This window comes from Peribacillus sp. FSL R5-0717 (assembly GCF_038002945.1).
GTDB classification, from domain to species: Bacteria; Bacillota; Bacilli; order Bacillales; family DSM-1321; genus Peribacillus; species Peribacillus frigoritolerans.
Genome location: NZ_JBBOOF010000001.1, coordinates 1908283 through 1929372 on the forward strand (window position 1 = coordinate 1908283; position 21090 = coordinate 1929372).

Annotated in this window: 23 protein-coding genes and 1 pseudogene; 9 read left to right on the forward strand and 15 right to left on the reverse strand. The window is 41.3% G+C overall.

Going from position 1 to position 21090, the window contains the following annotated elements; translation table 11 throughout:
* Window positions 1-134: 134 nt before the first annotated feature.
* Window positions 135-608 carry a DUF4306 domain-containing protein gene (locus NYE65_RS09250; protein ID WP_340860699.1) on the reverse strand — a complete coding sequence of 158 codons (474 nt, stop codon included), beginning with the start codon at window positions 606-608 and terminating at the stop codon, window positions 135-137.
* Between the two features lie 135 nt (window positions 609-743).
* Between NYE65_RS09250 and NYE65_RS09255 the strand changes: the two genes are divergently transcribed.
* Complete coding sequence (locus NYE65_RS09255; protein ID WP_340860701.1) at window positions 744-1394, forward strand: DUF6944 family repetitive protein; 651 nt, start codon at window positions 744-746, stop codon at window positions 1392-1394.
* A gap of 208 nt (window positions 1395-1602) precedes the next feature.
* Here the strand turns inward: NYE65_RS09255 and NYE65_RS09260 are convergent, their stop codons facing one another.
* Entirely contained in the window at window positions 1603-2004 is a 402-nt protein-coding gene (locus tag NYE65_RS09260) for a hypothetical protein (RefSeq protein ID WP_340860703.1), read from the reverse strand.
* 164 nt (window positions 2005-2168) lie between these two features.
* Between NYE65_RS09260 and NYE65_RS09265 the strand changes: the two genes are divergently transcribed.
* Together NYE65_RS09265 and NYE65_RS09270 are read left to right on the forward strand one after the other, a co-directional pair.
* The gene (locus tag NYE65_RS09265) at window positions 2169-2588 is read left to right on the forward strand and encodes a MarR family winged helix-turn-helix transcriptional regulator (RefSeq protein WP_048686687.1); all 420 of its coding nucleotides are present in this window, start codon (window positions 2169-2171) and stop codon (window positions 2586-2588) included.
* A gap of 12 nt (window positions 2589-2600) precedes the next feature.
* On the forward strand, window positions 2601-3800 hold the full coding sequence (locus NYE65_RS09270; protein ID WP_328175637.1) for an MFS transporter: 1200 nt from the start codon (window positions 2601-2603) through the stop codon (window positions 3798-3800).
* 68 nt (window positions 3801-3868) lie between these two features.
* Here the strand turns inward: NYE65_RS09270 and NYE65_RS09275 are convergent, their stop codons facing one another.
* From NYE65_RS09275 to NYE65_RS09295, 5 genes are all read right to left on the reverse strand, one after another.
* Entirely contained in the window at window positions 3869-5077 is a 1209-nt protein-coding gene (locus NYE65_RS09275; RefSeq protein WP_340860705.1) for a hypothetical protein, read from the reverse strand.
* Window positions 5078-5101: 24 nt separating this feature from the next.
* On the reverse strand, window positions 5102-5929 hold the full coding sequence (locus tag NYE65_RS09280; protein ID WP_258249301.1) for a hypothetical protein: 828 nt from the start codon (window positions 5927-5929) through the stop codon (window positions 5102-5104).
* The gene (locus NYE65_RS09285; RefSeq protein WP_057279131.1) at window positions 5926-6612 is read right to left on the reverse strand and encodes an ABC transporter ATP-binding protein; all 687 of its coding nucleotides are present in this window, start codon (window positions 6610-6612) and stop codon (window positions 5926-5928) included. Before NYE65_RS09285 ends, NYE65_RS09280 begins: the two co-directional genes overlap by 4 nt.
* A complete protein-coding gene (locus tag NYE65_RS09290) occupies window positions 6609-6989 on the reverse strand; it encodes a GntR family transcriptional regulator (RefSeq protein WP_034310706.1) in 381 nt (126 codons plus the stop codon). Before NYE65_RS09290 ends, NYE65_RS09285 begins: the two co-directional genes overlap by 4 nt.
* Before the next feature lie 178 nt (window positions 6990-7167).
* Window positions 7168-7923, reverse strand: a complete 756-nt coding sequence (locus tag NYE65_RS09295) for an AAA family ATPase (RefSeq protein ID WP_034310704.1) — start codon at window positions 7921-7923, stop codon at window positions 7168-7170.
* Window positions 7924-8111: 188 nt separating this feature from the next.
* On the opposite strand from NYE65_RS09295, the pseudogene NYE65_RS09300 reads away from it, so the two are divergent.
* Together NYE65_RS09300 and NYE65_RS09305 are read left to right on the forward strand one after the other, a co-directional pair.
* Window positions 8112-8594: pseudogene (locus NYE65_RS09300) on the forward strand (SDR family oxidoreductase); the annotation flags it as partial.
* Between the two features lie 185 nt (window positions 8595-8779).
* Window positions 8780-9787 carry a LacI family DNA-binding transcriptional regulator gene (locus tag NYE65_RS09305; protein ID WP_340860709.1) on the forward strand — a complete coding sequence of 336 codons (1008 nt, stop codon included), beginning with the start codon at window positions 8780-8782 and terminating at the stop codon, window positions 9785-9787.
* Window positions 9788-9862: 75 nt separating this feature from the next.
* Here the strand turns inward: NYE65_RS09305 and NYE65_RS09310 are convergent, their stop codons facing one another.
* From NYE65_RS09310 to NYE65_RS09320, 3 genes are read right to left on the reverse strand one after another with little or no spacing between them, the layout of a single operon-like run.
* Window positions 9863-10372: a GrpB family protein gene (locus tag NYE65_RS09310; protein WP_340860711.1), complete on the reverse strand. Its 510-nt coding sequence runs from the start codon at window positions 10370-10372 to the stop codon at window positions 9863-9865.
* 38 nt (window positions 10373-10410) lie between these two features.
* The gene (locus tag NYE65_RS09315; protein WP_340860713.1) at window positions 10411-10911 is read right to left on the reverse strand and encodes a hypothetical protein; all 501 of its coding nucleotides are present in this window, start codon (window positions 10909-10911) and stop codon (window positions 10411-10413) included.
* Window positions 10908-11279, reverse strand: coding sequence for a hypothetical protein (locus NYE65_RS09320; protein WP_328175646.1), 372 nt, complete (start codon window positions 11277-11279; stop codon window positions 10908-10910). The genes NYE65_RS09315 and NYE65_RS09320 overlap by 4 nt, the downstream gene beginning before the upstream one ends.
* Window positions 11280-11398: 119 nt before the next feature.
* Here NYE65_RS09320 and NYE65_RS09325 point away from each other — a divergent pair, with 119 nt between their 5' ends.
* A complete protein-coding gene (locus NYE65_RS09325) occupies window positions 11399-11893 on the forward strand; it encodes a VanZ family protein (protein WP_340860715.1) in 495 nt (164 codons plus the stop codon).
* 572 nt (window positions 11894-12465) lie between these two features.
* Here NYE65_RS09325 and modA read toward each other — a convergent pair.
* The 5 genes from modA to bioB form a co-directional block, all read right to left on the reverse strand.
* Window positions 12466-13257, reverse strand: coding sequence for a molybdate ABC transporter substrate-binding protein (gene modA / locus NYE65_RS09330; protein WP_340860717.1), 792 nt, complete (start codon window positions 13255-13257; stop codon window positions 12466-12468).
* An 82-nt stretch (window positions 13258-13339) separates the two neighbouring features.
* Window positions 13340-14506 (reverse strand): MGDG synthase family glycosyltransferase, encoded by a 1167-nt coding sequence (locus tag NYE65_RS09335; protein ID WP_340860719.1) that lies wholly within the window; start codon window positions 14504-14506, stop codon window positions 13340-13342.
* A 132-nt stretch (window positions 14507-14638) separates the two neighbouring features.
* Complete coding sequence (locus tag NYE65_RS09340; protein WP_340860720.1) at window positions 14639-15238, reverse strand: DedA family protein; 600 nt, start codon at window positions 15236-15238, stop codon at window positions 14639-14641.
* Between the two features lie 17 nt (window positions 15239-15255).
* Window positions 15256-15954 carry a polysaccharide deacetylase family protein gene (locus NYE65_RS09345; protein WP_340862118.1) on the reverse strand — a complete coding sequence of 233 codons (699 nt, stop codon included), beginning with the start codon at window positions 15952-15954 and terminating at the stop codon, window positions 15256-15258.
* A 947-nt stretch (window positions 15955-16901) separates the two neighbouring features.
* A complete protein-coding gene (gene bioB, locus NYE65_RS09350; RefSeq protein WP_063577586.1) occupies window positions 16902-17867 on the reverse strand; it encodes a biotin synthase BioB in 966 nt (321 codons plus the stop codon).
* 494 nt (window positions 17868-18361) lie between these two features.
* Between bioB and NYE65_RS09355 the strand changes: the two genes are divergently transcribed.
* From NYE65_RS09355 to bioA, 3 genes are read left to right on the forward strand one after another with little or no spacing between them, the layout of a single operon-like run.
* The gene (locus NYE65_RS09355; RefSeq protein WP_034310656.1) at window positions 18362-18946 is read left to right on the forward strand and encodes a biotin transporter BioY; all 585 of its coding nucleotides are present in this window, start codon (window positions 18362-18364) and stop codon (window positions 18944-18946) included.
* Window positions 18925-19632, forward strand: coding sequence for a dethiobiotin synthase (gene bioD / locus NYE65_RS09360; protein WP_340860724.1), 708 nt, complete (start codon window positions 18925-18927; stop codon window positions 19630-19632). The genes NYE65_RS09355 and bioD overlap by 22 nt, the downstream gene beginning before the upstream one ends.
* Window positions 19629-21011, forward strand: a complete 1383-nt coding sequence (gene bioA / locus NYE65_RS09365) for an adenosylmethionine--8-amino-7-oxononanoate transaminase (protein ID WP_098865843.1) — start codon at window positions 19629-19631, stop codon at window positions 21009-21011. The genes bioD and bioA overlap by 4 nt, the downstream gene beginning before the upstream one ends.
* The last annotated feature ends 79 nt before the right edge of the window (window positions 21012-21090 follow it).

Sequence of the window (21090 nt, forward strand, 5' to 3'; positions counted from 1 at the left end):
CTACTAAATTTCGACTTAACTATAAACTACATTACAGTGAAGTTCAATCTAAGAATTTCGCGAAAATGACTATTATTTTTCGTTATTTTGTGTCAACAATTTGCACAAAAAAAGCTGCCTCATCGGCAGCTTGCTTACTTCATGAGCGTATTGAATCGTCTTGGCATCCGATAATAATAGAGAGCTGCAGCCATTATCGCTATCATTCCGCCTATCAGAAAAAATGCTTGAAAGATATTTCCTCCAACAGTCGGGGAATTGGATACTAAACCGCTTGAAAACAGAAAAAGGACTCCAAATCCCAACAAGAATAGGGCCATCCTTCTTTGGAACAGGATATATCCCGTAAGAATGATTAAGTACGACGCTGTGGTGACCATAAGAAATGGAAATAACGGTTTGAATTTTGTGGCATACACGAAATGATCAAAATTCGAAATATCATCTGCCTCTATCGCCTGTTCATCATTTATGTGTGTAAAATGCGTGGAATGCTTCCATTCCCAAGGTCTATCCAGAATTTCGCTTCCTTCATACCAGGTACAAAACGTAAAAACCATAAAGAAAATTGCTGCGATAATCATTTGCAAAAAATTGTTAAAAGTCAACATCATCTCCTCCAGCTGTCATTATACCAATAAATGGATAACTTACAACCAGAGCCCAAAGTGATAAAGCATTAAGTAAACAAACACTGTTTCCTGAATAATATAATCTAACCACTTATAAGGAGCGTTTAAGATATGATCACTCATGGAAATGGAGATGACCTCCTTATTTCAGCAGCATGGTTACTCGGCATCGGCACACTTGTAGGTGCAATCGGGCAAACCCGGCAAACTTTAACGAGCACTAACCTCGGAAAAGATCTCGTCCTCAAAGGGAATGGCATTGAAGCCGTTGGAAATTCGCTGCAAGCAATCGGCCGTTCGAAAATGCTGAACCCGGAAAATGAACGTTCGGAAACCTATTTCATTTTCGGTGCTTGGCTTGAGGCCATTGGCAATATCGCAAATGCAGTTGGAATAGATATGCAGTTGAGTGGTTCAGTGGAAGAGGGCACCAGAACCGATGCAATCGGCAGTGGAATCCAAGGCCTGGGTGCCGCTTTTGAAACATTCGGGGCATCGCTGACTGAGGAGTCCATTTCACGCTCTTTTGAGATCAAGGGAAATGGCCTCATTGCAGCCGGTTCTTTTTTGGAATCCATTGGAAATATTTTCATTTTAAATGAAAAAGTACGGTTGGGAGAACATATTCTTTTACTAGGCAGCTGGACCCAGGTTTTCGGTGCATTCATATTGATCGAGGCCTTTTCACTTGGCCCAGAACCCGAACCTGAAGGAGGGAATGGTGGACATAACCGCCAATATAGCTATGCCAACTATTGTTAAGGGGCCGCGATTTCGACCTTCCTCCGATCGGGATCTTCGAAATATACCGCATAATGATCCTACCCGCCGGCAAATGGATGCTTGTCGGCGTAAATGGTGGTAACTCCTCCCCTTAACTTTCCTGGCAACCTCATCAACCTGTTGCCGGGAAGCGGCGTGAAATTTACCCACGACCCCTTTATCAAAACCAACACTTACACAGGTCCAATTATTGTAAGATTCCGTCATAAACCTCTCCGCCGCCATTTATTTTGATAATTTTCAGGCGATTGGTATTTTTGACGAAAACAGTTTTATATTGTTTTTCACCATTAAGTTCAATAAGGAATACCCGTTTACCATCGTTATCCGTTTCCTTATTAAAAGTATAGTCTTCATTGCCGATTTGCTCGATGATTTTGTCATATTCGGGCAAAGAAGACCACTTTCCATGTTCAGGGCTTGATTGAGTTTCTGTTTGCGAAGGTTGTTTTTGTTGTTCATTTTCAGTTTGGGTTTGATTTTCATTCGTTGATTGGACAGATTTTTCCTCGTTTTCATTGGCTTTGTCATTATTGCAAGCAGTTAGCATTGTTGCTGCGGCAATTAACGCGATCATAGATTTATTCATGCTTCACATCATCTCCTATTCCTATATTCCCATTCATTTTAACTAAAAACCTGATTAAACAAACAACACAAATCCGAGTGGACAGAATGGATTTATTTTGGTATTATAGTTACTCAGGGTAACGATTACTCATGATAACTATATATTGATAAGAGGTGTTTCTGATAAAGACTTTCCAAAAATTCTTTCAGCAATTATTGCTGCTGTACCGGCCTTTTGAAAATAATCTTAATATCCAGCTGAACAAGCATGATTTACACAGGGCGCAATGGTCCATTTTGTATTACTTGAACAATTATGGTTCGGCGACGCTTGTAGAGCTTGCCAATTACCAAAGCGTGGAGAAACCCACGATTACGAGGACCATTGCCCGCTTGGAAGAGCTGGGGTATGTCGAGCATGTGCCAAGCAAAGATAAACGCGAGAAAAGGATGCGGCTTACGGAGCTTGGCAAAAAGGTCTACAGTGAAGTCCGCGTGACAATCGATCAATATGAACAGGAAATCTTGAAAGGGATCACGGAAGAGGAACAACTCGCTGCCATACGCATCATGGGCGAAATTAGAAATAACATTATAAAGTAAGGAGATAATAACATGGATCAATCCAGAACCAGACTGTGGACGAAGGACTTTGTCATCGTTTCGTCCATCAATTTTTTCATAACATTAATCTTTTATTTACTGATGGTGACACTTGCCATCTATGCTGTTAATGAATTGGATGCTTCTACAAGCGAAGCCGGACTCATATCGGGAATTTTTATTATCGGGACGTTGATCGGACGTCTGTTCATTGGCCGTTTCATTGATTCAATCGGCCGTAAGAAAACGTTATTCATAGGTTTGATCTTTTTCACTTTGACAACACTTCTTTATTTCGTGGACCTTGGAATCGGCTTCCTGCTTGTTAACCGCCTGATCCATGGGATGGCAATGGGGATGGCAAGTACTGCGACAGGCACGATCGTCGCGCAGATCATTCCGCCGACACGAAAGGGTGAAGGCATCGGCTATTACAGCATGAGCGCAACACTTGCGACGGCTATCGGTCCTTTCATCGGTCTGTTTATGGCCCAACATACAAGCTTCCAAATCATTTTCAGTTTCTGCCTGGCTTTAGGTGTGATCTCCCTGATTACAGCATTCTTCCTATATGTCCCGGCATTGAAAGTGACGGCAAAAGTTACGGAAAGCAAAGGATTCAAGCTCTCCAATTTCATTGAACCTAGGGCACTGCCCATTTCAATCATCACTCTGTTATTGGCATTCTGTTATTCCAGTGTCCTTTCTTTCATCAGTTTCTATGCCATCGAAATCGATCTGGTCAATACGGCAAGCTTCTTCTTTGTAGTGTACGCAGTAGCCGTATTGATATCACGTCCTTTCTCAGGACCATTGATGGACCGGAAAGGATCGAACTTCATCATGTATCCGGCTTTCATTATTTTCGGAGTCGGCTTGCTGCTTCTAAGTATGACAACCAATAGTTTCACTTTACTGGCAGCTGGTTTCCTCATTGGCCTCGGATTCGGTAATATGCAATCAAGCTCGCAGGCGATTGCCGTTAAACTGACACCGCCTCACCGAATGGGGATGGCAACGTCCACCTTCTTTATCATGCTTGATGCAGGACTTGGATTCGGCCCTTATATTTTGGGATTCATCATTCCGATTACAGGTTACAGCACACTTTATGTCATCTTGGGCGTTTTGGTCATCTTGACCTCCGTCCTTTACCACTTCCTGCACGGCAAGAGGGAACGTACAGCCAGAACGAACTTGGCTTCCATTTAAATGAAAAAGGGATATCCCATTGGAGGATATCCCTTTTTCATTTAACAGCTTCTAGCTATAGTAGGTCCTTATTTTATTTCCAGGTCATCGAAATAAAGTTGAAAACTTTTGCTGTTCTTTTTATTAATGACTGTTTCACCTTTATATAAAGTCTTTCCAGTCTTTAAATCTGCAATCAGAAGTTTGGCAGGCTTGTTTGATTTGCCCTCTTGATTCATTCCGTTCAATAGGAAGTACACACGCCCGTTCTTAAAGGCAGCGGTATATTGCTCTTCTTTATTAGCGGCTATATCCAGCTCGGTGTCACTCGTTAATTTTTGACTGCCAAGCTCAAACGTTTTAACGCGATATTTACCTGATTTCATTTCAACTGCATAAAGGTTTTTTCCGTCTGCATATCCTGATCTAGCCATGTCCAGGCTAAGTGATCCTTTTTTAACCGTTTCTAATTTTTCCGTTTCATAATTATAAGATAAAAGCTTGCTTTCCTTTAGTTTTTCCTTAAAGCCATCCTCTTGATTTATCCCTTTATTTACCAAAATGAATACTATGTTGTTTGGCTGTGAGGGGGCAATATCGATTGGCATCTCAAAACCAACTTGATTAGGGTCAGTAAAGGTTTCAGATACAAGGGTTTTATCGCTCAAGACTTTTTTATTGGCTACATCGATCGTATACAGATGAACCTCTTTTGTCTGCTTCTCATTGTTGGAATTCACATCATTCATCGTTAAAACCTGTAGTTTTGAATGGACCAACTGCACATCCCTGACATCAGCATTCATGATTCTCCCTTGATTCGGAAGCTCAATTTGGAATGAAGTTTCCTCTTCGTCCTTCTTCACCAGTAAACCGATATCAAACTTTGCTTCCATATTCCCGCTCTTTGTATATTCGCTATTCACCCTAGCGTAAGCAAGAAAATCATCGTCTTCATATAAAGAACTAATTGAATCCTTGCCACGCATAAATGAACGATGTTCTTTTACCAATCTTTCAATTAGATGATCTTGTCTTCCAGTTAGGTTCTCCAAGTAAGACCTTTCGCTGGCATATTTCGTTGTATTGGATTCAATTGTTAATGGTTCATAAAAATTACTGCCATTTTGAAGCGAAGCATTTATAATCACCGGATCAAGTTCTTTATCGCTGCCTTCCAGTGTCTTGAACGTATACTTTGGAAGGCTGGAAGCGGAGGAAGCTACTTTGACATAATAGGTCCCGATGCTTAAGATGACAACCATTCCAATAATGATGCTGCATAAATAACGTTTCACCTTGTTCACTCTCCTTTAAAGTTGTTATACGGTAACGCGATTTTTCAATAACCAAGCACCAAGCCAAACCGATAATCCTGTCAAAATGATCCCTATTGCGAGCATCAGGCCAAATAATTCATTTGGATAGAAATAGAAATTCCCGATTTCCATTAAAACTGGGGCTAAAAACAACACAGCAGCGATTCCGCAATATAACAAGCCCATTATGAATCCTTTTATGCGGAAACTTCTTTCAAACATGATCGCCGTGAATAATATCGACATGATCATAAGACCGATGCCATAGGAAATCAGGAATTGCGTGAACGTGCTTGGAATGATCAATGACAAAATCGGATTGGCTATCGTGATAGTAGAAATTGACATTTCACTCAAGAGCGCTTCCGGCACATTCGAATTAAATAGGGCATTTTCCATAGGTAAAATGATGATTTGGAAAGCAATCAACCCTAATACCATCAGGAAGATGGACGTAGCTTTTGAAAGGTAGATCGATAATCTGGATGTCGGTAACATCAATAGACGATAAATGAACGTATTCTTTCCAAACCAATCACGATACCAAATAAGGAAAATGTAAAAAATAAGGGCAACCGCACTCAGCGCTATCGGTCCTACAAACAAGAGGCTATTGGCGATATGGTTAAAATCAATGCCTCCATAATTGGTAATATAAGCGGCTTCAGATAGTCTTTCTTCTTTCATGATATCCCTGGCATCATTAAGAAGGCTCTTCGTTACGATGATCACTCCGGCAAATTGCGAAACTAAGGTGATCAACAATAAGCTAAGATAGATTTTACTGAAACGGTTGATTTCAAAGTTCACTAGTTTTATATATCGCATCATGATTGATACACCTCTCTCATTACATCGACTACCGATTTCCCTTCCTCTTCCCGCATTTCTTCTGTATTGAACTCTTTAAGCACTGAACCGTTATCCAATAAAATGACCTTATCGATCAAATGTTCAATATCACCGATTTCATGGGTCGTGATGATGACTCCTCTATCTTCAATCAGGTGGCTCGCAAAGACATCGGCAATTTGCTCGCGGCTAAACATATCGATTCCCGAAAATGGTTCGTCCATCAGTACATAATCGACGTCAAGGGATAAACCAAGCATCAGGTTGAGCTTAGCTGTATTCCCTTTTGACAATTCCGAAATGCGATTCTCCTCTTTAAGCTTGAAAAACCCCATTAGCTGGTTAGCTCTTTCCGGATTCCAGGACGTATAGAAATCCGACATGAAAACCATGGCCTGTTTAATGGTCATTTGCGGAAGCATGGTTGGTGCGTCCGGAATGAAGGTGATTTTTTCATAACTGTCCTTTGTCATCTTTTGATCATCGATCAGGATTTCACCTTTATATGGCGTCAATCCCATAATCGCTTTGAGTGTAGTCGTTTTACCGACACCATTTATCCCAATCAGACAAGTGACTTCTCCTTTATTGGCTGTAAATGAAACATCATCCAAGATCTTTTTCCGTCCATAATTCTTGGAGATCTTTTTTACTTCTATCATTTTTCTTCCTCCTCCCTTATTTCTTCCGAGTATTTTTCTTTAACCACACGAAGCAGTTCATCAACCGGTACATTAATCGGACGAATCGCATCGACAAATGTATCGACGGCCGCCAAAATCAATTCCTGCCTTACAGCCTGTAAAATCGTTTCATTCGTCGTGATTTGACTGGGGAAATTTCGTTCTGTATGAATCAAGCCCTGTTCCTCCATTTCTTTATACGCTTTTTGAGCGGTATTGGGATTTATATTGAGTGAAGCCGCCAGTTCTCTTCGGGAGGGAATTTCCTGCCCCGCCACGAAATTACCAATGGCTATTTGTTCTTTGAAATGTCTAACGACTTGCAGATATACCGGTTCCCGGGTATTTACGTTCATTAAAACCACCCCCTATTTATTTAAAAAAGTCTGATATGTGTGTATGTACTAAGTGGTTCATACACCTTATAGATGTACTATACCCATAATACACCTAAGCTGTCAACAACCAATTCCAAAAAAATGAAAACCCCGAATGCGCAGTGCAGACGGGGTTTTCGTTGGAGATGCTAAAATCTCATTGAAACAGATGATGAAGCAGCCGATCTTTATCTTCGAAAAACTGTTTCATTAACAAATAGTGATTGGACTCCTCTAATGCCACCTCACTCATTCCCTCATCTGAAATTTGGAGGATTTTAGCATCCGGATAGGCCATGATGATCGGGGAATGGGTGGAAATGATGAATTGGGAACCTTGTTGAACAAGCTCATTTATCCTGGCCAGCATCGATATTTGTCTCAATGGGGACAAAGCAGCTTCAGGCTCATCGAGGATATACAATCCATCACCTTGAAATCGTTCTACAAAAGCAGAAAAAAACGATTCCCCATGAGATTGCTGGTGTAGCGATTTTCCACCGAAGGAATCGATGATTTTCGACCCAAACGATGACTCCCTGTCCAATTCCTCTATATTCGTAGCTAAATTATAAAAGGTTTCCGCCCTAAAGAAAAAATGATCCTTCGGTTTGTATACGCCTTTTTTCAAACGGAGGTATTCGTCCAAATTGGAATGTGAATCATAATTGGAAAAATTGAAATTCAACGTTCCTCCTTCTGGATTGAAGCCATACGCTATCGCAATACCTTCAAGCAAGGTGGACTTCCCCATTCCATTTTCCCCGATGACATAGGTAACACTGGGATGAAAAGCCACTTCCTGAAGGTGCCTGATAACCGGAAGATCAAGTGGGAAATGGTCATAAGAAGAGATTCGGTCTCTATTGAGGTAGATGCCCCTGATATACTGTGAATCATAATCTAATTTCATTTGTTATCCCCTTCTGTAGATAATGTATTTAGTGCCATTCCATTAAGAAAGCAACAATCCAAGACGCCATAGATTATTCAAATTGACAGATTGATAATGTTTGATTCTAAATGAACAGGCCCGCATACCGTTTATGTGAATCTTCATTGTCCCATTATGATGCGGCCAGATATCTGCCGTTTTGCCTTGCAGGAACGATTCGCCGTGCTCCTTTATTGGAATATAAAGACGAGGATTGGAATGCAGTAATGGACATTAACCTTAATTCCTTGTATTTTCTCAGTCAGCTCGTTGCCAAAGAAATGGTTGAACAAGGCAGCGGGAAAATCATAAATATCGCTTCGATGCTCACCTTCCAAGGAGGCAAGTTCGTACCCGCATATACTGCGAGTAAACATGGCGTTGCCGGTCTGACCAAAGCCTTCGCTAATGAATTGGCGTCTAAAAACATTCAAATAAACGCGATTGCCCCAGGTTATATTGAAACGGCCAATACTGCCGCGCTTCGTGCAGATGAATCAAGAAACAAAGACATTCTCTCAAGGATCCCTGCTGAAAAATGGGGAACACCCTTTGATGTCATGGGAACTGTCGTTTTTCTTGCCAGCAAGGCCTCTGACTATATGAATGGCCATATCCTCGCTGTTGATGGTGGCTGGCTCGTTCGTTAATCCGCTGATCAAGGATATGTAAATCAATCGTTTAAGGTTAACACCCTTAGCCAAAGTGCTTAGGGTGTTTCTTACATCCAATGTTTAACAAAATCAGCTAACTGGCGTTGGAATCGTCATGCTCCTTTGTTATGATGAAGGTATCCCGTTCTAGTTCAAGAAATAATATCCTTTAGGAGAACATCATGAAAAAAAAGAAAACTACCATATCAGATGTTGCTGAGAAGGCCGGTGTTTCCAAAAGTACGGTTTCTCAATATATTAACCAGCGTTTTCGTTATATGAGTGCTGAAACAAAGGACAGAATCGAGCAAGTCATCCAAGAACTTGACTTTCGTCCCAATGATAATGCCCGGAATTTAAAAGTGAAAAAAACAAAAGTCATTGGCATACTCGTAGCTAATATTTTACATACTTTATCCACTGAAATCATTCGTACCGTAGAAGAACAGCTTCAGCAGCACGGCATGAAAGTATTCATATGTGACTCTGCCGATGATCCAGAGAAAGAAAAAGAATACCTTGATTTGCTCGTTTCTACGCAAGTGGATGGAATCATCATCTTTCCGGTAGGAAATGATTTTAAAGTCTATAATTACTTGATCGATCATTCCATTCCAATGGTTTTCGTCGATCGATTAGTTGATGGGGTAACTTCCGATTCCGTTCTTTTAGATAATCATGCTGCAATCTTTTTAGCTGTTTCCATGCTGGCTGAAAAAGGACACGAAAACATTGCATTTTTAACCTTACCGATTGATATCCCGATCACACCAAGGCTGGAGAGGATCGAAGGATTTAAAAAAGCGATGGCATCTCATAAATTGGAAGTAAGGGAGGATGATATTCATTCTTTACCCCGAAACCAAATTCAAGAAAAATTGGACCGGATACTCGATGCAGAAAATCCACCGACAGCCATTGTGGCAGGAAATGATTTAGTATTACGTGAAATCCTTAGCTATTTAAAAAAGCAAAAAATCTCGATTCCTGGGGAAGTGGCCATTGTCAGCATTGATGACGTCGCTTATACGGAGTTTTATGAACCATCCATCACGACAATTGGACAGCCCATTCAGCAAATGGGAATTAAAACAGCTGAGTTACTATTGAACCGGATAACCAATTCGGATCAGGCCCCGTACATTACTTATCGGTTTGCCCCCGAACTCATCGTTCGAAGTTCATGCTAATTGTTCATACAAAAACGGCAGTTTAAACCACTGCCGTTACCATTTTTCAAGTAATTCAAAACTTTACCCTGGAAGTCAACCGCCTTTTGCTGATTCCATGACATTTAGGATAAATGGCGCTTTCGCTTTTGTGTACCCCACTTTATCTGCAGGATGCTTTTCTGCTAAGGACATTTTTAATTGCTGATATTGTTTCCGTACGTCCGGATGGCTTCTTAAATAGTCCCTGAATGAAAGTTGATTCTTCCACTGTCCACTTCCGAATCTATAGATATGCAAATGATGCGTCCCTGCTCTCCATTGGCCTTTTCTAAAGAAACGCCTTTCGGGAAACTCCTTATGCGGGACAAATTCATACCCAATCGATTTCAAAGGTTCAATGAACGCGTCAGCTTCAGCTAAATGTTGGACCCCAGCCATGATGTCCAAAATCGATTTTGCCCCCAACCCCATGACGGATGTACTTCCAATATGCTCGACACAAAGGGAATCGTTCTTTAAAACTTCCATTATCCTCGCTTTTTCCTGATGGAATTCACTGACCCAATCAGGGTTATATTGCTTGATTTTCACTGTTTTTTCCATATAACCACTCAACTTTACATAAAATCGTATTACCGCCATCATTTTTCATCACGCGACCATTTTACGATAGGATCTTGCGTGCTCGGCTCATAGTAAGTTCCGGCATACACCTTTTCTTTTCCCGTTATTTTATTCGTTCGGATGACTGTATATCTTCCTTTATCATAATTTTTGGTAAGATGATATGTCCGGTATGAAAACCCCTTTTCGGGCCCGGTTAACTTTTCTTTATTTTTATACACTTGGGGTTTATTCAAGTGCTCTCTCACTACACTTTTAATATTCAGCGGCGTGCCCTCAAGCTTGACATCACTTCGGAAATCGGCATCCCTGGTCTCTGTTTTCCCTGAAGGAACGGATGCCATTTCGATCGTATCATGGGTTTGTTCCGAGAATGTTTTTGTGACACTGTATGAATAAAGGATATTCATGGAACTTATATTATGCTTCATTTTGCCAGCAAATTCAGGCATGGCAACATTCAATAGAAAGGTGATCGAAATACATGCGATTAATATCATAAGTGAAATTTTCTTCATATTTCCTCTTTCTCAACTATGTATTCTTGTAATTCAACTTGTTCATTTTCCTTAGGAATAATCCCAAATTTGGCGATTAATAGAATGGCAAGAAAACTGAAACTGCAAAAACTTGTATTATCACTTGTAACAAATGAAGCCTGTATAATTCGGGATGCCAATAATGAATTCAAAATATAAGAAAAAAGAAACCCTGAATAGGATAGGCAAACCAGATAGTTTCCAATCAATGCCCTCTTGTAATGTACATACTCCGACTTATTTCCCTTCCTGATACTGACACAATGTTTAAATTGCCTAATGAGACCGTATGTGAAACCAATAATTAATATGACCGCAATGACAAAATCAATTATTGCTTCCTCCACTGTTTTACCCCTCCTTGGTAATTCGAACAAAAAATATAGTAAATTATTACATTAAACTCATCATATACCATTTATTATAAAATGATAAATATTTCCCACTTTAATATTGGAGTTGTATCATGAAAATTTTTGTGAAAATAGTATTATCGTTATTTTTGGTTCTGTATCTATTAATCCTTACAAAGCTCATTTTATTTAAAACCTTCTCGATAACCGAAATGAATGGTCATATAAGTTTTTCCCATGGCCGCTATTGGGGATCCCATAACTTCATCCCTTTTAAAACCATTGCCCATTACCTGTTCTTAGCGGATGTTAACCCATCGATCCGGATTGAAAATATAGCGGGGAATATCATCGGCTTTGTACCTTTCGGCTTGATGCTTCCCTTACTGTCAAAAAGGTTTTCCCAACTCAAATCGATCTTGATTGCAACATTCTGTCTTAGTTTCACCTATGAGATTCTTCAGCTTTTATTTGAATTAGGAAGTTTTGATACCGATGATTTGATCCTGAAGACTCTCGGCGGGGTTATAGGATACCTGCCTATTAAACTGTTGTACATCGTTTTCAAAAAGAATGGTACCATTCGCAGTCAAGCCAAAGGACAGTAATGTGCTGTCCTTCTTTTGTCGCAAGGTCCATATTACGCAGCGATTGAAAAACGATTACATGCATGTCCTTATTCTTACGTGTAAGGCAAGAAGAGGTTTCAATATAAAGGGAAATATACCTAATATTACTGCGGATGAATAAAAAAAAGACCACCAGATTGGTGGTTAGAGTTTTTGGACAAAAGGATTTCACCTAAAATTTCAAAACAAAGTAAAGATTGGAACGAAAGGTGCGAGACTCCTACGGGAAAAGCGTGTCGAGGGGAGACCCCGCAGGCGCAGGGCGCCGAGGGCCGACCGCCCGCGGAAAGCGAGTGCCTGTAGTGGAGATCGACGTTCATTGTACAAGTCCTAGTTAAACTGTTGACAAAAAGATTTCGCCTAAAGTCTAAAAACAAATTGAAGATTGGAACGAAAGGTGCGAGACTCCTGCGGGAAAAGCGCGTCTAGGGAGACCCCGCAGGCGCAAGCCGAGGAGGCTCCCTGACCGCCCGCGGAAAGCGAGTGCCTGCAGTGGAAATCGACGATCATTGTACAAGTCCTAGTTAAACTGTAAGCCACCGGATTGGCGGTTATTTCAAATTCTTAAATCCGTATTTTTCAAAGATTTCCATGGAGGTTTCCGTTTGGAGATAGTCATAGAATAGCTTGGCTTCCTTGGCATGATCCAGGTTATTGATCATTCCCACGGGATATATGATCGGATCATGTAAATCTCCCTGGGCTGCTGCAATTACCTCAACTTTTGATGAGTTGAGCGCATCCGTTTTATAAACGAGGCCTGCGTCCACATTTCCCGTTTCCACATATGTAAGCACTTGCCGCACATCCTTGGCATATACCAATCGATCTTCCATCTCTTTGAAAAGGTTCATGTTTTCCAAAGTTTGTTTCGCATATTGCCCTGCCGGTACAGACTCTGGAGTGCCAATCGAAATTTTATCGGCCTTTGTGAGGTCTTCCAGTGATCCGATTTCCTTTTTGGAATCCTTTGGCACCACCAGCACCAGGTCATTGCCGACTAAATCGATTCCATTCTTCTCTTCAATAAGATCTTCTTCTATTAATTTATCAAATTTATCTTCTGCTGCTGAGAAAAACAGGTCAACAGGTGCGCCTTGGGATATCTGTTGCTGAAGAGCTCCAGAGGCCCCAAAGTTATAATGAACTTCCACATTTGCATTCTCTTTTTCAAAAGACTTCTTTATATCATTCAAGGCATCTTGCAAACTTACAGCTGCGGAAACCGTCAATTCCACTTTTCCTCCGGCTTGCGGCTTCATTTCTGTTTCATCACTTGAACACCCTGCCCCCGCCATCACAAGCATCATCATCAAAAAAATCATAAGGTATGTTTTTTTCAAAGTCACTCTTCCTTCCGACCTTTCATTAAAGGATGGCTGCTAATTCAGCAGCCTTCCGTATCCATTCTGGAACACCATGCATTTAGCTATAAAGAAGTTTGGGCTGTCGGGCTAGATAGGAAGGCGTACCATTTTGATTAAGATCAAGGATCAATTTCATGACCTCCACTATTCCCTCGGGTTTCTCCAACTCTATTTCCTTATGATAGGATTCTATGGATGTGTTCCATTTTTTCATTTTTTTCTGATCCTTCAATATACTCAGCAATTGTTTTTCAAAAGGGGTTTTCTGATTAAGTTTAAATACAAGGCCCTGCTGTTTTAGATACTGCAGATTGATTTCCTCCTGCCCCGGAAGTCTGGAATGAACAAAAATCGGAAGCCTTTTTCGCAATGATTCACTGATCGTGACACCGCCCGGTTTCGTAACGATTGCGTCAACTTCTTCATAAAGCTTATTCATTTCAGACCTTGACGAGATATAGGGCAATGGTTTGATATGAGGTAAGTTCCATGTATTGATTTCTTCATAAAGCTTGTTGTTATTTCCGCAAAGAACTAAATAATCAAAGTCTCTTGAGTTCTTTAACTCATCACCTAAGTTCAAAATCCCTCCCAGACCGCTATTTCCTCCGGATATCAAAATTTTTGGCCGTTCTGTGTTTCTTTGGACACGGGCATTTTTTGTGATTTCCTCGTGCACGGGAATGCCAGTGACCATCATCGTTTGTTTTGGTATTTGGCGCTTACTCATCAGTTTTTCTTTCACTTCTTGACTAGGAAGAAAGTGGGCATCTATCCCTTCGCTTCCCCACACATTATTAATAAAAAAGTCCGTGTACACGTTTATTACCGGTGTGCTGCACTTCCCTTTCATCTTTAACTGACTCAAAAGATATGAAGGGAAACCGTGTGTACACACAATTAAATCAGGATTTTCTTCCGTTATCAATCGTTCCATCTTACTCATGAATAATTGCTGATACCATTTACATACACTTTCCTTTTGCGAGTGAACATAAAACAGGTTCTTGTAGGCAAGATTATAGGTTTCCGGCGCATAACGGATCCATGTCAGATAACTATTTGCAATGAATTTTTCTAGAGATGTATTGGTATAACTGATTAGATCGATTTTTTTATAAGCAATCCCATTCGAATGCTTTTTTAACATATCCATCAATGCCTCTGCAACTTGATGATGTCCCGACTGCATTCGAAAGAGAGGTAAAAACAAAATCTTCTTCATATGTGTCATCTCCTAAGAAATCATTCTGAAAATACAAAATATATAGTTCATGATATCTTCTTCTTACAATATCGTTGAACAAATTCCTTAAATCGATTTTTTATTTCCGACGTTTTTTAATAAGGAGCCGACTCAACTTTTGGATCTTTGTTTTCTCTTTTTAATGTATTTGATAGTAACATAGAGTACAAAAATAACTAAAAATATAACACCTAAATATGGAACATATTTGGGATTAACATTAAAAGCATCCCCCACATAATAACCGGCCACTATAAAAGGGACGGTCCATAGTATAGTGCCTAATAGGGAAAAGAGGAAGTATTTCCGAAAGGGTATAGAAGAGATTCCTGCAAAATATGGACTTATTTGCCTCATCCCCGGAATATAAAATCCCAATACTAACGTTTTTCGTGCATTATCCGTATAGTTTCTCTTTGCTTTCTCCCAGCGTTCAGCCGTAATCCCAATGAATCTTCCATATTTTTTTATAAATGGATACCCCACATATTTTCCGCATGCATAAGCTGCAAGCATTCCGATAAAGGCGCCGAGAATTGCACACAGCATCGCTAAACCCATAGAGAGCTTACCTTGGACAACCAGCACCCCAATTAGAAATAGAAGTGATTCTTCTGGAGCAGGCACGCCCACGATGCCGAAGAATAAAAAAAGAAAAATGATCAGGTATCCATATGAATCAATAAAATGTATAAGCGTATCTATATCCATAATACCCCCAGAATTAGTTATAAGTCTTTTAAAGAAATAAAGTGTGTTCCTTTTTCCTTACTCTCCTGCAGGTAAATCTTTAATATTTCAATCATATAGCCTGGCGCCTCTTTATCCGCTCCCAATGTTTCACCACAGTCATGAAGCAATAGGATGGAACCTTCTGTTGAAGCGCTTCGAAGCTGATCAAGCAGAGTGCTTTTGCAATGTTCGACTTTCCAATCCCCAAAGATGCCGGACCACATAATCACTTTATATTTCCTACTGAATAGTGGGGTGAAGATATTGAAATGGCCCCATGGCGGTCTATAAAATATCACCTTTTCATTCGTGCATTCCGTTATCGCCTTTTCAGTCATTTCCAACTGTTTTCGCAGATGAATTGGTGATAGGACCCAACTTGAAACATGATGAAAATGATGGATACCTATCGTATGTCCCTCTTCATGCATTCTTTTAATAATCCCAGGATTACTTTTCACTTTACTGCCCACAACAAAAAATGTGGCTTTTATCTCATATTCTTTTAAAAGATCTAGTAATTTTATGGTATATTCACGGTTTGGGCCATCATCGAAAGTTAGCGCAATCCCATTATTCGAATTGATTTTTTTGGTTATTCCCAAGCTGCATACACGAATTAGCACCGTTGGGATAATAGTATAAAATATTAATAGCAATAATAAAATAATAAAACTAATCAGCCATATATGCATCACACAAAACTATCCTCTCATTATTGATATTACCAATACTGATCCTTTCCCTATATCATAATCTTTTACTACAATGCAGCAAATGTTATAGTATTCAGGTAATTCATTATAAAACCTCACTAACAATTTAGCATTTTTTTTTCATTATTTTCACTTATCATTATTTTTTTATTTTTGTAAAGGTTGAAGGACATTAGTTCTATTACTGCAATGTCTGCAGTTTTTTTCTTTGAAAACCGTTCCAGTTGATTCCAGAAATCCGCTCCCTTTCCGCCGACTGTCTGCCAAGCCTCCTCGGCACAAGCGCCTGTGGGGTCTCGGCTAGCCGGTTATTCGGCAGTAGTGTCGCAAATTTCTTCCAGCCTTTAAGGGGGACTGTAAAAAAACATGAAGGATAAACTAGTCTTGTTTTAAGATTATGGTTCGAGGTGAGAGCAATTCGAAACTCCTTTTGTCAAAAAATTGATGAAACCGCCAGACTGTAGACGAATTGGAGAAGAAGAGCCAGTTTTCCTACAATATCTCTTAAAAAAGAAGTTCCAGCTGATTGGAACGTAAGGTACGAGACTCCTGCGGGAAAAGCGTGGCCAAGGGAGACCCCGCAGGCGAACGCCGAGGAGGCTCCCCGGACCGCCCGCGGAAAGCGAGTGCCTGGAGTGGAAATCATTACACATACCCACTTTCGGAAATCCGCTCCCTTTCCGCCGACTGCCTGCCGAGCCTCCTTGGCATAAGCGCCTGCGGGGGCTCGGCTACCCAATTATTCGGCAGGAGTCCCGCAAATTTCTTCCATCCTTTAAGGATTACTGTAAAAAACTCTGAAGGATAAACTAGTTATGTTTAAGATTATGGTTCGGGGGTGGGACCAGACCACCCCTTTAGTCGACAAACTAAAAAAACACCCTAAGGGTGTTTTTTTAGTTTCTCTCAATAATCTTCTTTATCAATTAAAGGGCACATTCTTCAATTTCAAATCCCAGGTCTTCAATGATTCCCCAGTCCGCTGTGGGTTCTTGACCAGCTGTCGTTAAATAGTCGCCGACGAAGATGGAATTGGCTGCATAAAGTGCCATGGGCTGCATGGAACGGAGATTGACCTCCCGGCCCCCGGCCAGGCGAATTTCTTTACTAGGATTAACGAATCTCATCATCGAAATCAATTTCAGGCATTTAGTGGGGGTCAGCTCGGAAGTTCCCTCTAGCGGCGTTCCGTCAATTGCATTGAGAAAATTACAAGGAATGGAATCTGCATCAAGGCTGCGTAGGGATAGAGCGACTTCCACCGCTTCCGCCTCAGATTCACCCATTCCGAAAATGGCTCCAGAGCATGGGGACATTCCGGCTTCTTTCACAGCTTCCACTGTATCTACCCGGTCTTCATATGTATGTGTCGATGTAATTTTACTGTAGTTTTCCTGTGATGTATTCAAGTTGTGGTTATAGCGATGAACGCCTGCTTCGGCTAGTTTACCGGCATGTTCCTCATTCAGGAAACCTAAACAGCAGCAGATTTTAAGATCCGTCGTTTCGCGGATTTCTTTTACCGCTTCAATGACATGATCGATTTCCCTGTTGGTCGGACGACGGCCAGAAGCGACAATGCAATAAGTACCCGCCTTCCGGCGAATTGATTCTTGCGCTCCCTCGACAATCTTTTCTTTAGTCAGCCAAGCATATTTATCGATCGGGGCTTCCGACACGATCGACTGCGAGCAGTAGCCGCAATCCTCAGGACATAATCCTGATTTCGTATTGATGATCATATTCAATTTTACCTTTTTCCCATAATGATGCTTACGTATGAGATAGGCTGCATTCAGAATTTCCAAAACCTCTTCGTCTGGGGCTTGGACGATGGATAATGCCTCTTCCTCCGTCACTTTATGTCCTTTGATAACGTTCTCCGCTAACATCTTCCAATCCCTTACCAATGTTTCCAAACCTATCCCTCTTTTCTTTTATTTTGTGCCGAATCGCCATTCCTTGAAAAAGAACATATCCTGTTCCGGTTCTCCGCACATAAAACGGAAGATATCCAGTAATAGACCCGCTTCCTGCAACCTGCTGCTCCAGCCGCGAGTTTACCTAAACCACTTTCCCCTCCAACCAACCGGTTGCATGTGCACCATCAGCCTCAATGGGCAATTAACATTTAGCAGTATCAATGGAGTGATAATATTTGTTAACCTAAATTACAACAAGTTAACATATTGTTAGAATAATAACATACATACAAAATATTATTCAATGGCCTTTTTTCAATATTTTCCTAGTTGTCCTTTAAACCTAAGAAAACTGGCACATTATATGTTAACTAAATAACAAATTAGTTGACATATAAAATAGGAATCAGGCAAACTAATAGTGGGCATTCTGCCAGCACTTTCAAAAAAAGGGGGGTAAAAATTTGAAAGCAAGGACGATTTCTTATGTGGCCCTTTTTACCGCGCTAACTGCCATTGGCGCCTTTATTAAGATACCTATCCCTTACATACCATTCACGCTGCAAATTCTGGCAGTCTATTTGGCAGGCGCATTGTTGGGGCCCCGGCTTGGGATGCTCAGTCAGTTATGCTACGTCTTGATCGGACTTATCGGGGTGCCCGTGTTTGCTGAAGGCGGGGGATTCGGCTATATATTCAAACCCACTTTCGGCTATTTGCTCGGATATATACTGGGAGCCTATGTAAATGGATGGCTGATCAACCGGTTTTCCCTCTCCACGATTCGTTCCATATTCTTTGCTAATGCCGCCACTTTGCTGACCGTTTACCTTTTCGGCTGCATCTGGCTGTATGGTGCCATGAAGTGGATTGTAGAAACGCCGCTTTCCATCAGCCAAACGATTCTTTACGGCTTTTTGTTACCTGTACCCGGTGATTTAATGCTATGCATTCTATGTGCTGTCATCATTCAGCAAGTACGGCCGCGCATTGCAAGATATATAAACGTAAAGGAGCTGAATCATCCATGGGCCAAGCCTACTTTATAACCGGAACTGGCACGGATATTGGAAAAACCATCGTCACGAGTGCACTCTATCTGTCTCTTCAAACATTGGGAAAAAGCGTCACGATATTTAAACCATTTCAAACTGGAATCAATGAGGAAAATCATACATACCCGGATATATCTTGGTTTGAGCAGGAACTCGGTGTAAAGGAAGCGGGGTTTTACACACTGGAACCTGAAACCTCCCCACATTTGGCGATTAAATTAACCGGCAGTCTCATCGATGAGAAGAAAGTCGTGGAAAGGGTTCACGAACTTGAGGAAATGTATGACATCGTATTAGTCGAGGGCGCTGGCGGATTGGCTGTGCCGCTTATTGAACGAACGGAAGGTTTCTATATGACGGCCGATTTCATAAGGGATTGCGGGATGCCTGTCCTCTTCGTATCCACAAGCGGTTTAGGGGCGATTCATGATGTCGTGACGACCCATTCTTATGCCCAAGTCCATGATATAAACGTGAAAACCATTTTGTATAATCATTACCGGGCAGAAGATCGGATTCACCAAGACAATATCAAAACCATTGAAAAGCTGACTGGGCTGAAGGGCCTAGCCTGCATCCCGACACTGGCCGATGTTAGAAAGGACTTGAGGATCTGCATCCTTGATTTGCTTGGTGATCAAGAATATACCCAACAACTGAAAGAGGTGTTCGAAGCATGAACAGTCAGGATTTAGAACAATGGGATAAGGAATATGTATGGCATCCGTTCACACAAATGAAAACGTATCGGGAAAGTAAACCGCTTATCATCGAACGCGGCGAAGGCAGCTACCTGATTGATGTGGATGGCAAACGCTACCTCGATGGCTATGCTTCATTATGGGTGAATGTTCACGGGCATAACGAGCCGGAATTAAACGGCGCCCTAATTGAGCAAGTGAATAAAGTCGCGCACTCGACGCTGCTCGGATCTGCGAATGTACCATCGATCTTACTGGCGAAGAAACTGGCAGAGATCACTCCTGGTTCTTTATCGAAAGTCTTTTACTCCGACACGGGATCAGCCGCTGTGGAAATCGCCCTTAAAGTCGCTTATCAATATTGGCAGAATATCGATCCCGTCAAGCATCGGAATAAAAACAAATTCGTCTCGCTTGACGAAGCATACCATGGAGATACTGTCGGTGCCGTGAGTGTGGGCGGAATGGATCTATTCCATAGAATCTTTAAGCCCCTCTTATTTCAACGGATTTCAGCCCCTTCACCATATGCCTATCACATGACTGAATATGGAGATCCAGAAGCAGTGAAAAACCATTGCTTGAAGGAACTGGAGAAGTTACTGCAGAAACAATCTGAGGAAATTGCAGGATTGATCATCGAGCCGCTTGTGCAGGGAGCAGCAGGCATCATTACCCATCCCCATGGCTTTTTGAAAGAGGTCGGGCAATTATGCAAAAAGTACAATATCCTCTTAATTTGTGACGAGGTGGCTGTAGGCTTTGGTCGAACCGGTACGATGTTTGCCTGCGAACAGGAAGACGTCGTACCCGATATCATGTGCATGGGTAAAGGGATCACTGGGGGATATATGCCACTCGCCGCCACCATCATGAATGAGCAGATCTTTCAATCCTTCTTGGGAGAACGGGAAGAACATAAAACCTTCTATCATGGTCACACCTATACAGGAAATCAGCTTGCCTGTGCCCTGGCCCTGAAGAATATCGAGCTAATGGAAAGCCGCAATCTCATTAAAGACATCCAGAAAAAATCAAAATACCTATCAAAAAGACTGCAAGCGCTATACGAACTTCCGATAGTCGGCGATATCCGCCAGCGCGGCTTCATGATTGGAGTGGAAATCGTTAAAGACCGCCAAACAAAAGAAACGTTCACCCTCCAAGAGAATGTCGTTTCCGAAATCATCCATACAGCACGGGAAAATGGCCTGATCATCCGGGAACTCGGTCCAGTCATCACGATGATGCCGATCCTTTCCATGTCAGAAAAGGAACTCGATTTCATGGTCGAAACCGTCTACCGCGCCATTCAGGAAGTCTCCATTCATAAAGGATTGATCCCAGCAGCAAACTGATTCAAAAAGATGTGGAATTAAAAAGGGCACCTCAATGAGATGCCCTTTTTTCGCTTGAATATTGGATGAATTCACCTAT

Excerpts from the sequence above, each read along its gene's own strand:
- bioA (WP_098865843.1), top strand. The coding sequence starts at position 19,629 with ATGAACAGTCAGGATTTAGAACAATGGGATAAGGAATATGTATGGCAT.
- NYE65_RS09340 (WP_340860720.1), bottom strand. The coding sequence starts at position 15,238 with ATGGATATAGATACGCTTATACATTTTATTGATTCATATGGATACCTG.
- NYE65_RS09285 (WP_057279131.1), bottom strand. The coding sequence starts at position 6,612 with ATGATAGAAGTAAAAAAGATCTCCAAGAATTATGGACGGAAAAAGATC.
- bioD (WP_340860724.1), top strand. The coding sequence starts at position 18,925 with ATGGGCCAAGCCTACTTTATAACCGGAACTGGCACGGATATTGGAAAA.
- NYE65_RS09290 (WP_034310706.1), bottom strand. The coding sequence starts at position 6,989 with ATGAACGTAAATACCCGGGAACCGGTATATCTGCAAGTCGTTAGACAT.
- NYE65_RS09260 (WP_340860703.1), bottom strand. The coding sequence starts at position 2,004 with ATGAATAAATCTATGATCGCGTTAATTGCCGCAGCAACAATGCTAACT.
- NYE65_RS09345 (WP_340862118.1), bottom strand. The coding sequence starts at position 15,954 with ATGCATATATGGCTGATTAGTTTTATTATTTTATTATTGCTATTAATA.
- NYE65_RS09255 (WP_340860701.1), top strand. The coding sequence starts at position 744 with ATGATCACTCATGGAAATGGAGATGACCTCCTTATTTCAGCAGCATGG.
- NYE65_RS09315 (WP_340860713.1), bottom strand. The coding sequence starts at position 10,911 with ATGAAGAAAATTTCACTTATGATATTAATCGCATGTATTTCGATCACC.
- NYE65_RS09310 (WP_340860711.1), bottom strand. The coding sequence starts at position 10,372 with ATGGAAAAAACAGTGAAAATCAAGCAATATAACCCTGATTGGGTCAGT.
- NYE65_RS09325 (WP_340860715.1), top strand. The coding sequence starts at position 11,399 with ATGAAAATTTTTGTGAAAATAGTATTATCGTTATTTTTGGTTCTGTAT.
- NYE65_RS09295 (WP_034310704.1), bottom strand. The coding sequence starts at position 7,923 with ATGAAATTAGATTATGATTCACAGTATATCAGGGGCATCTACCTCAAT.
- NYE65_RS09335 (WP_340860719.1), bottom strand. The coding sequence starts at position 14,506 with ATGAAGAAGATTTTGTTTTTACCTCTCTTTCGAATGCAGTCGGGACAT.
- bioB (WP_063577586.1), bottom strand. The coding sequence starts at position 17,867 with ATGTTAGCGGAGAACGTTATCAAAGGACATAAAGTGACGGAGGAAGAG.
- NYE65_RS09305 (WP_340860709.1), top strand. The coding sequence starts at position 8,780 with ATGAAAAAAAAGAAAACTACCATATCAGATGTTGCTGAGAAGGCCGGT.
- NYE65_RS09270 (WP_328175637.1), top strand. The coding sequence starts at position 2,601 with ATGGATCAATCCAGAACCAGACTGTGGACGAAGGACTTTGTCATCGTT.
- NYE65_RS09280 (WP_258249301.1), bottom strand. The coding sequence starts at position 5,929 with ATGATGCGATATATAAAACTAGTGAACTTTGAAATCAACCGTTTCAGT.